This is a genomic window from Duganella margarita (assembly GCF_009857535.1).
GTDB lineage: Bacteria > Pseudomonadota > Gammaproteobacteria > Burkholderiales > Burkholderiaceae_D > Rugamonas > Rugamonas margarita.
In genome coordinates, this window is record NZ_WWCS01000023.1 from 1 (window position 1) to 16,268 (window position 16,268).

The window sequence follows — 16,268 nt, forward strand, 5'->3', positions numbered from 1 at the left end:
GGCCGGCGCGCCGTGGCGCTGCAGTGCGACCTGGCCGACGAGGCGGCGGTGCGCCAGCTGCTGCCGCGCGCGGTGGCGGCGCTGGGCGGCGTGCAGTGCGTGGTCAACAACGCCTCGCTGTTCGACTACGACAGCGCCGACGACTTCAGCTACGCCCGGCTGGACGCCCACATGCACGCCAACGTCGCCGCGCCGATCCTGCTGGCGCAGGCGCTGCACGCGGCCACGGCGGACGGCGCCCAGGCCGCCGTCATCAATCTGCTGGACCAGAAGCTGTACAATCTCAATCCTGATTTTTTGTCGTACACCCTGTCCAAGGCTGCGCTGCACACCGCCACCACCATGCTGGCGCAGCAGCTGGCGCCGAAACTGCGGGTGGTCGGCATCGCGCCGGGCATCACCATGGTGTCCGGCGACCAGACCGACGCCGGTTTCGCCAACGCGCACCAGCAAACGCCGCTGGGCCGTTCCAGCACCCCGGACGACATCGCCGACAGCGTGGTCTACGCCGCCTCGGCGCGCGCGCTGACCGGCGCCACGTTGCTGGTCGACGGCGGCCAGCACCTGCTGCCGCTGCCGCGCGACGTGATGTTCCTGGCTAAATAAGCTGGCCAAATAAATTTAATCGAAAAAAGGTTCCCCATGCTGTCCGCCCTGATTCACCCGCAACTGAACGACTGCCGCCGCCTGTTCCTGCGCAACTACGAAGTCATGATCAACATCGGCGTCTACGAGTTCGAGAAAAAAGGCGAGCAGCGCCTGCTGATCAACGTCGACCTGTACATCCCGCTGGCGCTGTCGTCGCCGACCCACGACCAGCTGGACGAAGTGGTCGACTACGACTTCATCCGCGACACCATCGCCAAGCGCATGGCGCGCGGCCACGTGCAGCTGCAGGAAACCCTGTGCGACGACATCGTGCGCGCGATGCTGGAACACCCGAGCGTGCGCGCCGCGCGCGTCTCGACCATGAAGCCCGACGTCTATCCGGATTGCGAAGGCGTGGGCGTTGAAGTATTCAAGATCAAGGAAGCAGCATGAACGCCGTCATCGACGACACCATCAGTGTGAAGAGCGCTGAAAAAATCGCCCACGAAAACAACAAGCTGCACAAGCGTTTGTGCCGCCTGGTCGGCCAGGCCATCGGCGACTTCAACATGATTGAAGACGGCGACAAGGTCATGGTCTGCCTGTCCGGCGGCAAGGACTCGTACGCGCTGCTGGACATCCTGATGACGCTGCGCGAACGGGCGCCGATCAACTTCGAGCTCGTCGCGGTCAACCTCGACCAGAAACAGCCGAACTTCCCGGCCGACATCCTGCCGGCCTACCTGGACAAGCTGGGCGTGGCGTACCACATCGAAAACCAGGACACCTACAGCATCGTCAAGCGCCTGATCCCGGAAGGCAAGACCACCTGCTCGCTGTGTTCGCGCCTGCGCCGCGGCATCCTGTACCGCGTGGCCGATGAACTGGGCTGCAACAAGATCGCGCTGGGCCACCACCGCGACGACATCCTGGAAACCTTCTTCCTGAATATGTTCTTCGGCGGGAAAATCAAGGGCATGCCGGCCAAGCTGGTGTCGGACGACGGCAAGCACATGGTGATCCGTCCGCTGGCGTATGTGAAGGAAGAAGACACCGAGCGCTACGCTGCGGTCAAGGGCTTCCCGATCATCCCGTGCGACCTGTGCGGCTCGCAGGAAAACCTGCAGCGCAAGCAGATCAAGAACATGCTGCGCGACTGGGAGAAAAAGCATCCCGGCCGCGTGGAGAACATCTTCTCGTCGCTGTCGACGGTGGTGCCGTCGCACCTGATGGACCGCGACCTGTTCGGCTTCAAGGACATCAAGGCCGACGGCCTGGCCAACCCGCTGGGCGACATCGCCTTCGACGAAGAACCCTGCTCGACGCCAACCACCATGCCCGGCATCATTTCGCTACAGCGGGAAGACTGACTTTTAACGACCAACAGGAGCTGGCCATGACTGACATCTTGAGCATCGAAATTCCGGTAACGCCAGAATTGAAAGAAGCCGTAGAACAGATTTCTGCCTTGTCCGGCCAGCCTCCAACTGAAATCGCCCAGCAAGCATTGCGACATTATGTAGGCTGGCGCGGCGCCCAACTAGCTGATTTGCAAAAGGGCATAGCGGCGGCCGATCAGGGAGAGTTCGCTTCCGAAGATGAGGTCAACGCGGTATTCACGCGTTATGGCGCCTAACTTTCAGGTCAGATGGACCAGGCGCGCGCTCACTAACCTGGACGGCATCGTTCAATTCATCGCCAAGGACAAGCCACAAGCGGCCCACAAACTCGCGATCGCGCTAGTTTTATTTGGCAGCAGTCCTGCACATACAGCACTAAAACAACGTTTAGCGCTCCTTCAGCACCGGCAGCGTCAGTGCCAGGCGGATCGCCAGCAGCCGCACGCAGAAGCCGACCGTCAGCGCCACCAGCGTCGCCACATGCGGGTCGACGCCGAGGTGCAGCTGGCCCATGTACAGCGCGCCGGTCAGCAGCGCCACGGTGGCGTACAGGTCGCGCTTGAGCACCAGCGGCACCTGGTTGCACAGGATGTCGCGCAGCAGGCCGCCGGCGATGCCAGTAATCATGCCCATCAGGATCACCACCGACACATGCGCACCGGTGGTGGCGGCGACGTCGCAGCCGATGATGGAAAACGCCACCAGTCCTAATGCGTCCAGCAGCAGGAAGGCCGATTCGAAGCGCGCCAGCCAGCGCGCCATCAACGCCGCCACCATCGCCGCGCCGACCGTGATGGCCAGGTACTGCGGATGCGCCACCCAGCCCAGCGGATAGTGCCCGAGCAGCACGTCGCGGATCGAACCGCCGCCCAGCGCCGTGACGGTGCCGACCAGCGCCAGTCCGAACAAGTCCATCTTGCGGCGCATCGCCATCAGCGCGCCGGACGCCGCTTCGGCCGATATGGCCACCAGATAAATAAAATAAAGCACACGCCACCTCAAATCAAAGAGGCGGCATTATGCATCAGCGAGCCGCCGGCGATCAGTATTTCTGTGCGGTGCGCAGCACCGGATACAGGTTGTAGCGCTCATCCCACGAGGCGTGGCGCCGGGCGAAGAACTCCAGCCGCTTCTGCGGACTCTTTTCGAAATCCGGCTCGGTGTCCAGCTTCTTCTGGAATTCCGCACGCAGCGCCGGATCGGCTTCCAGCTGGTCGCGCGCCACTTCCTCGGCCACGTAATCCTCCATGTACTCCTTGCGCTCGAAGGCGTTATTGAATTCGCCCCAGGCCAGCAGGCCATCGGCGCCGCGCGGCTCCAGCATGGTCATCACCAGCCGCGCCTTCGGCTGCGCAATCGGCACGAACAAGGAACCCTTGGTCAGCGCGCGGCGTTCGCGGTTCCAGTCGCCTTCCACCGCCAGCGTCTGATGGCCCTCGAACGACTGCGCGCCGAACTTGGTCTTGGTGGCGCGGAAGGTCTCCACCTCGGCCGCCATCTGGTCTTCCTTGATCACCTTGAACTCGATGCCGTGCTGTTTGAGCTTGGCGCCGACCCACGCGGCCTGCGCCAGCGGCACGATGTAGCCGCCCTGTGGCGCCTTGATCCACAGGTCCGGCACCACTTCGTCGCGCAGCGGCACGGTCCACATCTGCGGCTTGCTCTCGTCGTAGCGGGTCCACAGGCCGCCCGACACCACCGAATGTTCGCGCGTATATTCATAGCCGGTGAACTGGATGGTCTTGGTGTTGAAGGTGGTGCGATAGCTGAGCGGGAACTCGCCGCCCCCCATCGCCACCGCACGCGCGTCGGCCTCCCTGGTCAGCTTCTGCCACTCCTGGCCATGCTGCGCCACCTGCGACAGCAGCGAGACGATGGTGTTGTGGGTAATGCGCACGCGGGTCGGATAGTCCTTCCACGAATGGGTCTCCACCAGCATGGCAAAGCGGTTACGCATCGGGAAGTAGCCGGTCGAGAAGCGCGGCGTCGACATGCTGTCGACAAAACCGGAGGCCGGATCGTCTTCCTTGGCGAAGGAGATGTAATACGGTTTCGGGTCCGAGCCTTGCGCCTTCAGGTCCGCCATCACATTGTTCTGCAAGGCGGCGCCGGCCACTTTCAGCGCTTCGTCGCCGCCATGCACCGGCTCCACCTGGATCGACACGTCCGGCTGGAACTTGGCGCCGTCGGTCACGTGCAGGTCGACGTAGGCCAGCGGGTCCCAGGCGTTGACCAGCGCCAGCATGGCCTGCATTTCCGGCGCATCGGCCTTGACGTAGTCACGATTGAGGTTGTAGTTCTGCGCCGTGACGCGCCAGCCCATTTCCACCGGGCCGCGCTGGTTCGGGCGGTTGTTCTTGCCGAAGCGCTCGTGACCATCGACGTTGAACACCGGGACGAACAACAGCACCTGCCTGTCCAGCGCACCCTGCGCCACCTTGCCTTCGAGCGCCTCGCGCAGCGCCAGGAAGCCGGCGTCCTTGCCGTCGATTTCCCCGGCGTGGATGCCGCCCTGGATCAGCATGACCGGCACGCCCTTCTTCTTCGCCTGCTCGGCGCTCAGGGCGCCGGTGCGGGTGACGGCCAGCGCCAGCATCGGCCGGCCTTCCGGCGTGCGGCCGAATTCAAAGCAGCGCACCTGTTTCGGGTAGGCTTTCTGGAACTGTGCGCACAGCGCGATCACTTCATCATAACGGCCGGTGCTCTGGAAGCCGGAGCGTTCGGAGATGGTGCTCAGCGGTGCGGTGGTGGGGGCAGGCGCGGCGAAGGCCAGCGTGGAGGTGGCGGCAAAGGCAAGCAGTATGGCGGAACGAATCATGGAGAGGCTTCCAGCGAGGTTGATCGACCGATGCCTGTGCCGGCATCGGATGCGAGAAAATTATAGTGCTTAGCGCAGGCGTATCGCAATCTGCTTCCCTTGCGGTCGCTCCACCTGCAACGGATTGATCTTCAGACTACGGTTGCGCATCGGCGTGGCCGGGCACACGCCAGTGGCGCGGTAGCTCAGCGCCGCCGCCAGCATGCCTTCCGACGTGTCACCCATTTCGTGCGCCAGGTCGTCATCTACTTTGCAGGTCGGCGCAAAGCCATCGGCGTAGTCGCCAAAACCCTTGTTGTTCGCGCCCTGCGCCTCGATCGCGAAATAGGTCGTGCCGCAGTTGGGCACTGGGGTAAAAACGTACGGCTTGCCGCAGGTCTCGCCGCCGATCAGCGTCACCTCGATATCCACGCCGCGCAGGCCGTTGATCACCGACTCGCTGGCCGAACAGGTGCCCGGCGTGGTCAGTATCGTGACCCGTTTCAATCCCAGGTAAGGCAGCACGGTACCGGCCTTCATCAAGGTTGACGACAAGCCGGCGGCAGTGGCAGCGAACAACTGCGGCTTCGCCACCTTCTGCTTGTCGTTGCGGTGCACCTGCTCAAATATTTTGCCCTTGGTGGCGTCCGGACCGGCGATCATATACGCCAGCTCCGCAGCCAGCACCACATAACCGCCGCCGTTGTAGCGCATGTCCAGCATCAGGTCAGATACGCCGGCGCTCTTGAAGCGGGTGAAGGCGTCGGCCAACTGGCTCTCCGCCACCGCATTGTGGTCATGGAATTGCAAATAGCCGACGGTGCCGCTGGCCGACGCCAACACCCTATCATTTTGCACCGGCGCCGCTACCACATTGGCGGCGGTGAGCGTAACCGGCAGCGAGGCGCCACCGCGCGACAGCACAAACGGGTAGCTGTCGCCGGCCTTGGCCGGTGACAGGCCGGCATTGATGGCGGCCACGCCCTGAACGGTGATGTCCTGCATATCGACGCCATTCACCGACAGCAGCGTGTCGCCGCGGTGCAGGCCGGCGAGGGCCGCCGGCGATCCCGGCTCCACCATGGCCACCGCCCACACGCGTGGTAACACGCCACTGGCGGTGTGCGACCAGGTAATGCCATAACCCAGTTCCACGCCGCCCAGGCTCATTGCTTGCCAGACGTCGGTGGGATAGGTGAAGTGGAAACGGTCCTTGGCGCGGCCGCTCGGCGTGATGGCGGACGTCTTCAGCGCAGCGAAGTAGTCGACCGTGGTTTTATAGTCTGCCATGTTCAGCTTGGGCAGCTCCTTGTACCAGAGGTACATCTCGTCGACATAAGAGTATAGCCAGCGCTGCTCGTCGTTCAGCGTGCCCTGGGTCTGGCCTATGGCCGGGTGTTCGCACCGGCCGAGCAGCGTGAGCCAGTCCGGCAACGAATTCACCGGCGGCGTGACCGGCGGCGGCGTGACCGGTGGATCGATCACTGGTGGCGTAACTGGTGGCGGCTCGGTAACTGGCGGCGTCACAGGTGGCGGCTCGGTGACTGGCGGCGTCGCTGTAATAGGTGGTTCGACCGGCGGCGTGACGGTGACGGGTGGTGGCGGCGACGAACCGCCGCCGCAAGCACTCAACACTGCCGCCGTGGCGGCGCAAGACAAAACAGTTAGAAATCTCATTCGCGCATTATGACTGCAAATCGGCGTCCTGACGCACCAGCTCCGCCAGCCATTCGGCAAAAACCCGCAGGCGCGGCGACGCCATGCGGCCCTGCGGATACAGCAGCGACACCGGCATCGGCGTCGGCGGCGTGGTGGCCAGCACTTCGACCAGCGCGCCGCTGGTCAGGTGCGCGCGCACCTGGTAGCGCGCGATCTGCGCCAGCCCCATGCCCTGCAATACGCAGCTGACACTGGCCTCGGCATCGTTGACCGCGATGGCGCTGCGCACCTCGGTGGTCACCACGCGGCCGTCGACCACAAAGTCCCAGTCGAACGGGCGGCCGGTGCGGCCGGAAAAATGCGACACGCAGCGATGCTCGCCCAGATCGCTCCAAACCTGCGGCACGCCATGCTGCTGCAAATAGGACGGCGCGGCGCAGGTGACAAAACGCATGCTGCCCAGCTGCCGGCCAATCATCGCCGAATCCTGCAAGGCGCCGATGCGCAGCGCGCAGTCGGCGCCCTCCTCGGTCAGGTCGCGCACGCGGTCGCTCAGGCTGACCACCAGGTCGATCTCCGGATAGCGGCGGCAGAAGACAGCGATATGCGGCATTACCACATTGCGGCCGAAAGTGCCGGGCAACTCGACCCGCAGCTTGCCACGTGGGGGGCCGCCGCCCTGGCCACGATAGGTACTCTCAGCGTCCTCCACTGCCTGTAGAATTTCCAGACACTTGCGAAAGTAATCGGCGCCGTCCGGCGTCAGCGACAGGCGGCGCGTGGTCCGCTGCAGCAGCTGGGTGCCAAGGAAGGCTTCCAGCTTCTTGATGGTGGCGGTGAGCGCGGCGCGCGGCAGATCCAGCGTCTCGGCGGCCTTGGTGTAGCTATTGGCCTCAACGATCCGCACAAACGTCTGCATGGCTTTGAGTCTGTCCATTGTTCACATTTTGTGAAAGGTGTGGAGCCATTATGCCCTAATTATCTTTGGGCGAGTTTTGCCTAGAATTGACCTATCGAAATCTCCACTGGAGTCACATCATGAACAAAGAACAAGATATCAGTCCCGGCATGGTTACCCTGCTGGCGACCGCCACTGGCCTGATCGTGGCCAGCCTGTATTACGCCCAAACCCTGGTCGGCCCGATCAGCGCCTCCACCGGCCTGTCGCCGGAAGCGGCCGGCCTGATCGTCACGCTGACGCAGATCGGCTACTGTATCGGCCTGCTGTTCATCGTGCCGCTGGGCGACCTGCTGGAAAACCGCCGCCTGATCTTCACCGGCCTGCTGTTCACCTCGGCCATGCTGGTGCTGGCCGCGATCAGCAGCAGCGCCTGGATGTTCCTGACCGCGGCGCTGGGCATCGGCCTCGGTTCGGTGGCGGCGCAGATCATCGTGCCGTTCGCCGCCCACCTGTCGAAGGAATCGACGCGCGGCGTCACCGTCGGCAAAGTGGTCAGCGGCCTGCTGCTGGGGATCATGCTGTCGCGTCCTGCGGCCAGCCTGATCGCCGACGCCACCAGCTGGCACGTGGTGTTCGGCGGCGCCGCCGTCATGGTGCTGATCGTCGCCTTCGTGCTGCGCGCCAAACTGCCGGTGCGCACGCCGCAACACCACATCACCTATCCGAAGCTGATGTCGTCGCTGTGGCACCTGTTCCTGCAAACGCCGGTGCTGCGTCGCCGCGCTGCGTACCACGCCGGCCTGTTTGGTTCGTTCAGCCTGTTCTGGACCGTGACGCCGCTGATGCTGTCGGGCCCTGAGTTCCATCTGTCGCAGACCGGCATCGCCATTTTTGCGCTGGTAGGCATGGCTGGTGCGGTGGCTTCGCCGATCGCCGGCAAGCTGGCAGACAAAGGCCACACGCTGATGGCAACCGCCGCCGCGCTGGCACTGGGTGTGATTGGATTTGTACTGCCGCTGGTGGTGCCAGGTTCGCGCAACGTCGCATTGGCCGTGCTGGTGATCGCATCGATCGTGCTGGATATGGGTGTGGCGGCCAACCTGGTGCTGGGCCAACGCGCCATCTTCTCGCTGGGTGCGGAAGTGCGCAGCCGTCTGAATGGCGTCTACTTCGCGCTGTTCTTCGCCGGTGGCGCCGCCGGTTCGGCGCTGGGCGGCTGGATGTTCGCCACCCACGGCTGGAAAGCCGCGCTGCTGACCGGCGCAGCCTTCAACGGCGCGGCACTGCTGTACTGGGTGACCGAGTATCTCGGCCACACCAGCCAGCAGCGTAAAACGGCAGTGTAATTGGAGATTGGCTCAAAATGATCGCAGCGAGGCGCGGCGACGAAGACAGTGCGAACGCACGGCGAGGAGCCGCAACGAAGCTGCGGTCTTTTTGAGCCGATCTCCTAACCGCCGAAGTGGTAGTTCAGCTCTACCCAGCCTTGACGGCCGATCGGGCTGTAATTACCGACCGGGTAGTAAGGCCAGCCCGCGCTGTTATCGGCCTTGACCTGGTTGAACAGGTTATTCACCGCCACCGACAAGGTGGCGCGTTCATTCAGGCGGTACACCACGCTGGCGTTGACCAGCGTGGTCGGCGTCAGGAAAGCGTCGCCGGCGGCGTTGGGCACTTTGCCGTAGCGCTGGAAGAACAGGGTGTTCGACCATTTGCCGGCGTTCCAGGTGACGCTGGCATTGAGCTTGTCGCGCCAGTCGTAGTTGGTCAGGTCGGCCAGATCGTCCTTCAGCGGATCGCCGGCGAACTGGCGCGAATGCTTGTTGAGGGTCTTCGAGTAGTTCACCTTGGTGAGGAAGCTGCCGTAGTCCCTGGTGCGGAACACGTACTTGCCGGCGACGTCGATGCCATCCACGCTGGTGGAAGCGGCATTGATCGGATTGACCAGGATCTGCCTGATCTCGCCCGGACGGTTCAACGCATTGTCCGGGAAGCGGATCACGCGCGAAATCGCATCGGCGCACGTCGGCGAGGTCAGGTCGCCGGCGGTGCGGCAAGCCGCTTCGTCACGCAGCAGCGTATCGTCGCTCAGATTGGTGACCAGATCGCTGATCTTGATGTTCCAGTAGTCGACCGACACATCAAAGTCCGCGCTCGGCGACCACACAATCCCCAGGCCAGTCGAACGGCCCTTCTCCGAACGCAGATCCTTGCTGCCGCTCTGCACATAGTCGGCGCCCGGCGAGACGTTGGCGAACTCGCAGTCGGCGACCGCCTGGCCGCTCTTGGCGCAACGGTAGTAGTCGGTGGTGGAGGAGTAGTAGCCTGTGCCGCGCGCCTTGTAGATGTAATTCATATCCGGCGCGCGGAAGCTGGTGGCGTAATTACCACGCACCAGCAGCTGCTGGACCGGTCGCCATTCAATGCCGCCGGCGTAGGTGAACTTGCCGTCGTTGCGGCCAGCGAAGCTGTAACGGTCATAACGGCCGGCCAGCGTGGCATCCACCGTCTTGATCACCGGGATGCTGGCTTCACCGCCCAGCGCATAACGCTTGCGGGTGCCGGCGGTGACGTCGGAACCGGTGGCGACGTTGAAGTAGCCTTGATTGATGCGCGCATCCGGCACGTTGGAGAAGCCCTGCTTGCCAAATTCCGCCACCGTCGCCACCTTGACCGGACCGGCCGGCAGGTTGAATAGCTCGCCGTTGGCGGTCAGGCTCACCGTGTTGGTCCACGACTTGTCATCGCTGTTCGAGGTGCCGGTGATGCTGTCGAATTCCGCCGGCGTCAGACGCTTGGTCAGGCGCGCCGGATCGGGCGCGTAGATCGCCACGCCATCCGCATTCACGCCCAGCTGCGGGCCGAGGAAGAAGCTGTCGATATTCGCCAGCGCGCGCGGACGATGGTCCTGGCTCTTGTACAGCGACGCCGTGTAACCCGCTTCGTAATTCCAGGTGGTGCCCGGAATATCGCCCTTGACGCCGAACGACAGGGAGCTGGCCTGATCATCCCAGGTGCGGTTGTAACGCTGCACGCCGCCCATCTCTTCCGGCGAGATGTAGCGGCTCCAGGCCTCGTAGGCGTTGGTGTTCTGGTTCCAGAAATAGCTGTCGGTCAGCGAACGCGAAGTCCACGACGGGCCGCGCGTATTCTGCGTGCTGCGGTTCTGGCCGAACAGCGCTTCCGCATACAGCGTGGTAGTCGGCGACAGCTCGTAATTGGCGCTGCCGAAGACATTCTGGCTACTGTTCCTGGTCTGGGTGGTCCAGTAGGTCGGGCCGACTTTCGGGCTGGCGCAATAGCTGCCGGTCTTGCTGGCATAGCTGGCGGTGCTGCCGCCAAACAGATCGCCGAGCGACGAGCAGGTGTCGCCCAGGTCCACGTACTTGCCAGTGCTGATATTCTTGCGCGACAGGACAGAGGTCGGCGCCACGCCGGTCTTGGCGGCCATGAAATCGCGGTCGGCGCTCCACAGCGGATCGCGTTCCGTCAGCTCCACGCTGAACACCGTATTCAGTTTATCGAAGCTCTTGCCGCCGGTGAGTTGCAGGCGCTTGTCGCCGGCGCCGCCGCGCGATGTTCCGCCGGCTTTCACATTCACGTCCAGGCCTTCGAACTGTTTTTTCAGGATGATGTTGACCACGCCCGCAATCGCGTCCGAGCCATAGACAGCGGAAGCGCCGCCGCTCAGGATCTCGATGCGGTCCACCACGCCCGATGGAATATTCGCCAGATTGGTGAAGTTGACCGTGCCGTCATAGGCGGTCGGGAAGTCGGCCATGCGGCGGCCGTTCAGCAGCACCAGCGTGTGGTTCGGACCGAGGCCGCGCAGGCTGATGGCGTTGGCCGATGGCGTGGCGGTATTGCCGTAGTCGCCGCCTTGCGTGAAACCGCTATTCTGCGTCTGGTTGCTCAGCGCGTCGAAAACATTGCGGTAGCCCTGCTTCTCGATGTCGGCGGCGGTGATAACGGTAACGGCCGACGGCCCTTCGGTGCCGGCGCGCGGAATGCGCGAACCGGTGATGACCACTGCCGGCGGCGTGGTGGCCGTCGCTGATTCCTGCGTCTGCGCCTGCGCCTGCGCCACGGTATGGCCGGCAACGCCGGCAACCAGCGCGATAACGCCAGCCGCCAGCGGCTTCAAGTGACATTTTGTTTGCATTGTAAATATTTCAGGACTGAAAAGGTCGCCACCTTATCAAAGCCAGAACTATTACTGAACGAATGTTTTCTTACATGCTTATACGATAATTCGAATAAAGTTGTTTCATGTTGTTCATTATTTAAGCTGCTCCAGCAAGAAGCTGTAGGTCACCGCCCACCATTGCACCTCCTGCGCGATGGACGCAGCGGCGGCGTGGCCGCCCTCGGTGTTTTCCCAGTACAGCACGTCGTGTCCCTGTTCCTGCATCCTTGCCGCCATCTTGCGCGCGTGGCCGGGGTGGACCCGGTCGTCGCTGGTGGAGGTGGTGAACAGCACGCGCGGATAGTGCTGGTCAGGCCGCACATTCTGGTACGGCGAGTATTTGCCGATGTAGGCCCACTGCTCCGGATCGTCCGGGTCGCCGTATTCGGCGATCCACGAGGCGCCGGCCAGCAGCTTGCTGAAGCGCCGCATGTCCAGCAGCGGCGCGCCGCAGACCACGGCGTTGAACAGGTCCGGGCGCTGGGTCAGCGCGGCGCCCACCAGCAGGCCGCCGTTGCTGCGGCCGGAGATGCCCAGATGGCGCGGACTAGTGATCTTGCGGGCGATCAGATCCTCGGCCACGGCCAGGAAGTCGTCGAAAGCGCGCTGGCGGTTTTGCTTGACCGCTGCCTGGTGCCACGCCGGACCGAATTCGCCACCGCCACGGATATTCGCCAGCACATACACGCCGCCGTGCTTGAGCCACGCATCGCCCATCGGGCCGAGATAGTAAGGCTTCATCGGCAGCTGGAAGCCGCCGTAGGCATTCAGCACCGTGGGATTGCTGCCGTCCATCCGCGCGCGCTTGTCCATCACCACGAAATACGGCACCTGCGTGCCATCCTTCGACACGGCGTGGAACTGCTGCACCGTGTAGGCGTCGCCGTCGAAGAACGCCGGCATCGACTTGAGCATGGTGCGCTGATCGCTGCCGACGCTCGCCAGATAGGTGGTGGTCGGATGCAGGAAGTCGGTCACCTTCAGGATGTAATCGTCGGAGGCCAGCGCATCGAGCGCGGTTGCGCTCAACTGGCCGAACGCCGGCGCGTCGACTTTGCGCTGACGCCATTGACCTTTGACCAGGCGCGCCTCCACCAGCCGGTTGCGCACGTTATCCAGTACGTTCAGCAGCAGCGCGCCACGCGTAACGGTGACGCCGTCCAGCGAACTGGCCGGCGTCGGCGCAAACAGCACCGCAAAATTGCGCGCGCCGCGCATGAAACGGCGCAGGTCCGTGGCCAGCAGCGCACCTTCCGGATAATGGACGCCATTTACGTCCCAATCGGAATTAAGCTGGATAAGCAACTGGCCGTCCAGCGTATAAGTCTGGGCGTCCTCCGGCACCGGCACCTTGGCCAGCTTGCCGCCTTCGCACAGGAACAATTCTGTACTGTAGAAGTTAACCGTGCGCGTGATAAATTGATATGCATGACCCGGCGTGAACTTCTTCTCGGCCGACACGCGCATGTCGTCCGCCTTGCCTTCATACAGCGCGTGCGCGGCACTCAGCGGTGTGCCGCGCTTCCATTCCTTCACAACGCGCGCATAGCCGGAAGCCGTGGTCGATCCGGGGCCGAAGTCGGTGGCGACCAGCAGCGTGTCGCGGTCTAGCCACGCCACGTCGGTCTTGGCCTCGGGCAGCGTAAAGCCATCGTCGATGAAGCGGCGCGAGGCCATGTCGAATTCCCGCACCACGTGGGCGTCGCCACCGCCGCGCGACAGCAATACCAGGCAGCGCTCCGACTTCGGCGACACGCAGACGACGTCGTGCCACACCCATTTCTCATTTTCGTTGGCGGCCAGCTGGTCGAGATCGAGCACGGTTTCCCATGCCGGTTCGGCGCGGCGGTACTGCGCCATCGTCGTCCGCCGCCAGACGCCGCGCTGATGATTGGCATCCACCCAGAAGTTGTACAGCAAGCCGCCGTGCATGGTCACGTCGGGCAGGCGCGCGCTGGAGTTCAGCATGGACTGCACACTTTGCCGGATCTCCTTGTATTCGGGGCGCGCCTGCAATTCGCCCAGCGAAGCGGCGTTGCGCGCAGCGACCCATTCCATCGGCCTGGCGCCGTGGACTTCTTCCAGCCACAGATAGGGATCGCTTTCCTGCGCGCGCGCGTGTCCCAGCAGCGCCAGGCCGATCAGCGCGGCGCTGGCGATTTTTTGATACAGATGCATGTGATGTACTCCGGATTGGACAGTCAGAAAAAAATCAGTCGTATACCGCCAGCGACGGCGACATGCGCAGTGCTGCCAGTGTGTGGCGCGCGGTGGCCAGCAATGCGAGCAGCAGCGCCAGCGCCACGGCGGCGGCCAGCGGCCACACGCCCATCGGCGCACGGTCGGCATAACCGGCCAGATAGCGCTGGATCGCCAGCCAGACCAGCGGCAACCCAATGATGGCGCCAGCGGCGACCGGCATGGCAAACTCGCGCACCATCAACAATGCGATGTCCAAGCGCCCCGCGCCATGCAGCTTGCGCAGCACAATCTCGCGCCGGCGCCGCTGCACGCTGTAGGCCGACAGCACATAGATGCCAAAGCCCGCCAATGCAATGGCGATCGCGCTGGCGGCGGCCAGGATGCGCATCAGGCGCGCATCGTCGGCGTAGCGTTCTGCCAGAACCGCTTGCTGCGTCTTGATCTCCATGATGTCATTCGGGAAGTGGCGGCGCCACAGCGGCGCGATGTTGTCGTAGGCGGCTTGCAGGCTGTCGCTGGTACGGATGCTCAGCACCGGCGTCGGCCGCACCAGGTAGACCACCGCGCGGGAAGGCGCGCGCACGCCCTGGAAGCGCACCTCCGGAGCGATGCCGATGATGCGGTAGTCCACCGTTACCAGTTTACCGACCGCTTCCTGCGGCGTCGCATAACCCAGCGCCAGCGCGCCGGCGGCGTTGACCATCACCCGGCCGGACTGCGAATTGTCGACGGCGTCGCGCCGCGGATCGAACGCCTCGCCATGCACTGCATGCAGCCGGTGCACCTCAAACCATTCCGGGCTGACGTACTTGGCCTCCATTGAGACATCGCGGCCATCCTTGCCACGCAGGCGGTTGGTGATCCTGGCGCCCTCACGCCCCACCGCTTCCGACATGGCCGCCACGCCTTCAATCCCCGGCAGGCGCCGCAGCTGCTCCACAAAGCCGGCATTGAGCGGCGTGTCCTGCGCATAGGACGGCAACGTCAACACCAGCAGATGCGCCGGATCGAAACCCGGCGAAGCGTGGCTGGCGAAGTACGTCTGCCAGCTCACCGCCAGCGCCATTGCGCTCAATGCCATCGCACTGGCGAATTGCGCGATCGTCAGCACGCGCCGGATCCACAGCCCGGCGATGGTTTCCGTATTGCCGCGTCCCGCCAGCGCGGGCCCCGGCAGCGCGTGATGCGCCAGCCACGCGGGATAGGCGCCGGCGCAGACGCCAATAAACGCGCCGAACCCCAGCGCCGCCGCGCAGGCACGCAGGGTGAAGATGCCGTCCAGCGGGCGATTGACCAGGTCCGAAAAGACCGGCAGCAGCAGCCATGCCAGAATCAACCCGGCGCCGGCCGCCAGCACCGTGGTCAGCACCGCCTCGCTGAGGAATTGCCGCGCCAGCCGCCATGCGCTGGCGCCCAGCAGCTTGCTGATGCCGATCTCGGGCTGGCGCCGCAAGGTGCGCACCGTCGCCAGGTTGACGTAGTTGATCGTCGCCAGCAGCAGAATCAGCAAACCGCCCGCCGCCAGGCTATACACGCTGCTGCGCTGTCCATACCGTTCCGCGGTGTGGCCTGCGGCCAGGTCGGCGTCAAAATACGCATCGCGCAGCGGCAGCAGGCGGATGTCGGAAACATTGCCGCCATTGAGCATGCCGGCGGCGACGGAGCGCATCTGCTGCGTCAACGGCGAGCGGTCGCTGGCCTGCTGGAGCAGCGCGGTCAGCGCCGCCATCGACGCACCGGGTTTGAGCTTCAGATACAGACCGGCCCTGGTCCATTGGCTCATGGCCATATCGCGTTCGCGCCATGCGCTGCTGTTGGTTCCCGCCAGGGCCTCATACAACTGGGTACTGTTGGCCGGCGGGTCGGGCAGCAGCGCGCGCACCTGCAACACGGCGCCGCCGACATCGACCGTTCGTCCCAGCACGGGACCAACGCCGAACAGCTTGCGGGCGCCGCTGACGGTCAAGGCGATGCCGTCGGCCTGCGTCAGCGCGGCCTGCAGGTCGCCTTCCAGCGCCGCCACGGCAAACATGGACTGAAACGCCGGATCGACCACTTGCAGGTTGACCGCGCGCAGTTCGCTGCCAACGCGCAGCGGCACATCGATCTGCTTGGCGATGCTGGCCTGCGCAACCATGCCACTGGCCAGCGCCACATCGCGCAGCGGCAGGAAGGCAATCGCCTCCCACTCGGGACGCTGGAAAATATTGATGCGCTGTTTGACCAGCACCAGGCGATCATTATCCGGGATGCTGCTGTTGTAGTTGAGGCAGAACGCCACAAAGCCAAACAATAAAAAACAGGCGGCGAAGCCGATCGCCAGCCCGCCGGTGACGACCAGCGAATACGCGGGGTGTTGCAGCAGCAGGCGCCAGCCAATCCGGAAATCGCGCAAGATCATTGTGTTTCAACTATTTTTGAGTCCATGCCAGCTTTACTGCAAAAGCCATGCCATGACCTGAAACTGCGGCGTGACCGCGCTTGGGCGGCGCAACGGCCGTATTCGAACACTAGCACTGTTCAGAAATGAACAGA

General features: G+C 63.9%; 12 protein-coding genes. 5 read left to right on the forward strand and 7 right to left on the reverse strand.

Features of this window, described 5'->3' with window-relative positions:
- From GTP55_RS25025 to GTP55_RS25040, 4 genes are all read left to right on the forward strand, one after another.
- Positions 1-606: SDR family oxidoreductase (locus GTP55_RS25025; protein WP_161047517.1), on the forward strand; the 606-nt coding region annotated here is incomplete at its 5' end.
- A gap of 36 nt (positions 607-642) precedes the next feature.
- Positions 643-1,041 (forward strand): dihydroneopterin aldolase, encoded by a 399-nt coding sequence (locus GTP55_RS25030; RefSeq protein WP_110846308.1) that lies wholly within the window; start codon positions 643-645, stop codon positions 1,039-1,041.
- On the forward strand, positions 1,038-1,958 hold the full coding sequence (gene ttcA / locus GTP55_RS25035; protein ID WP_161047518.1) for a tRNA 2-thiocytidine(32) synthetase TtcA: 921 nt from the start codon (positions 1,038-1,040) through the stop codon (positions 1,956-1,958). Before GTP55_RS25030 ends, ttcA begins: the two co-directional genes overlap by 4 nt.
- A gap of 26 nt (positions 1,959-1,984) precedes the next feature.
- Positions 1,985-2,224 (forward strand): CopG family ribbon-helix-helix protein, encoded by a 240-nt coding sequence (locus GTP55_RS25040; protein ID WP_161047519.1) that lies wholly within the window; start codon positions 1,985-1,987, stop codon positions 2,222-2,224.
- Between the two features lie 151 nt (positions 2,225-2,375).
- Here GTP55_RS25040 and GTP55_RS25045 read toward each other — a convergent pair whose 3' ends face one another.
- From GTP55_RS25045 to GTP55_RS25060, 4 genes are all read right to left on the reverse strand, one after another.
- Positions 2,376-2,978: a trimeric intracellular cation channel family protein gene (locus tag GTP55_RS25045; RefSeq protein ID WP_371868439.1), complete on the reverse strand. Its 603-nt coding sequence runs from the start codon at positions 2,976-2,978 to the stop codon at positions 2,376-2,378.
- Between the two features lie 52 nt (positions 2,979-3,030).
- Entirely contained in the window at positions 3,031-4,806 is a 1,776-nt protein-coding gene (locus GTP55_RS25050) for a M14 family metallopeptidase (RefSeq protein ID WP_161047520.1), read from the reverse strand.
- Between the two features lie 69 nt (positions 4,807-4,875).
- Positions 4,876-6,462, reverse strand: coding sequence for a S41 family peptidase (locus GTP55_RS25055; protein ID WP_202423857.1), 1,587 nt, complete (start codon positions 6,460-6,462; stop codon positions 4,876-4,878).
- Positions 6,463-6,469: 7 nt separating this feature from the next.
- Positions 6,470-7,381: a LysR family transcriptional regulator gene (locus tag GTP55_RS25060; protein ID WP_161047521.1), complete on the reverse strand. Its 912-nt coding sequence runs from the start codon at positions 7,379-7,381 to the stop codon at positions 6,470-6,472.
- 101 nt (positions 7,382-7,482) lie between these two features.
- Between GTP55_RS25060 and GTP55_RS25065 the strand changes: the two genes are divergently transcribed.
- Positions 7,483-8,691, forward strand: a complete 1,209-nt coding sequence (locus GTP55_RS25065; protein ID WP_161047522.1) for an MFS transporter — start codon at positions 7,483-7,485, stop codon at positions 8,689-8,691.
- A gap of 104 nt (positions 8,692-8,795) precedes the next feature.
- Here GTP55_RS25065 and GTP55_RS25070 read toward each other — a convergent pair whose 3' ends face one another.
- From GTP55_RS25070 to GTP55_RS25080, 3 genes are all read right to left on the reverse strand, one after another.
- Positions 8,796-11,507, reverse strand: coding sequence for a TonB-dependent receptor plug domain-containing protein (locus tag GTP55_RS25070; protein ID WP_161047523.1), 2,712 nt, complete (start codon positions 11,505-11,507; stop codon positions 8,796-8,798).
- Positions 11,508-11,624: 117 nt separating this feature from the next.
- Positions 11,625-13,709: a prolyl oligopeptidase family serine peptidase gene (locus GTP55_RS25075; protein ID WP_161047524.1), complete on the reverse strand. Its 2,085-nt coding sequence runs from the start codon at positions 13,707-13,709 to the stop codon at positions 11,625-11,627.
- 34 nt (positions 13,710-13,743) lie between these two features.
- A complete protein-coding gene (locus GTP55_RS25080) occupies positions 13,744-16,134 on the reverse strand; it encodes an ABC transporter permease (protein WP_161047525.1) in 2,391 nt (796 codons plus the stop codon).
- Positions 16,135-16,268: the final 134 nt, after the last annotated feature.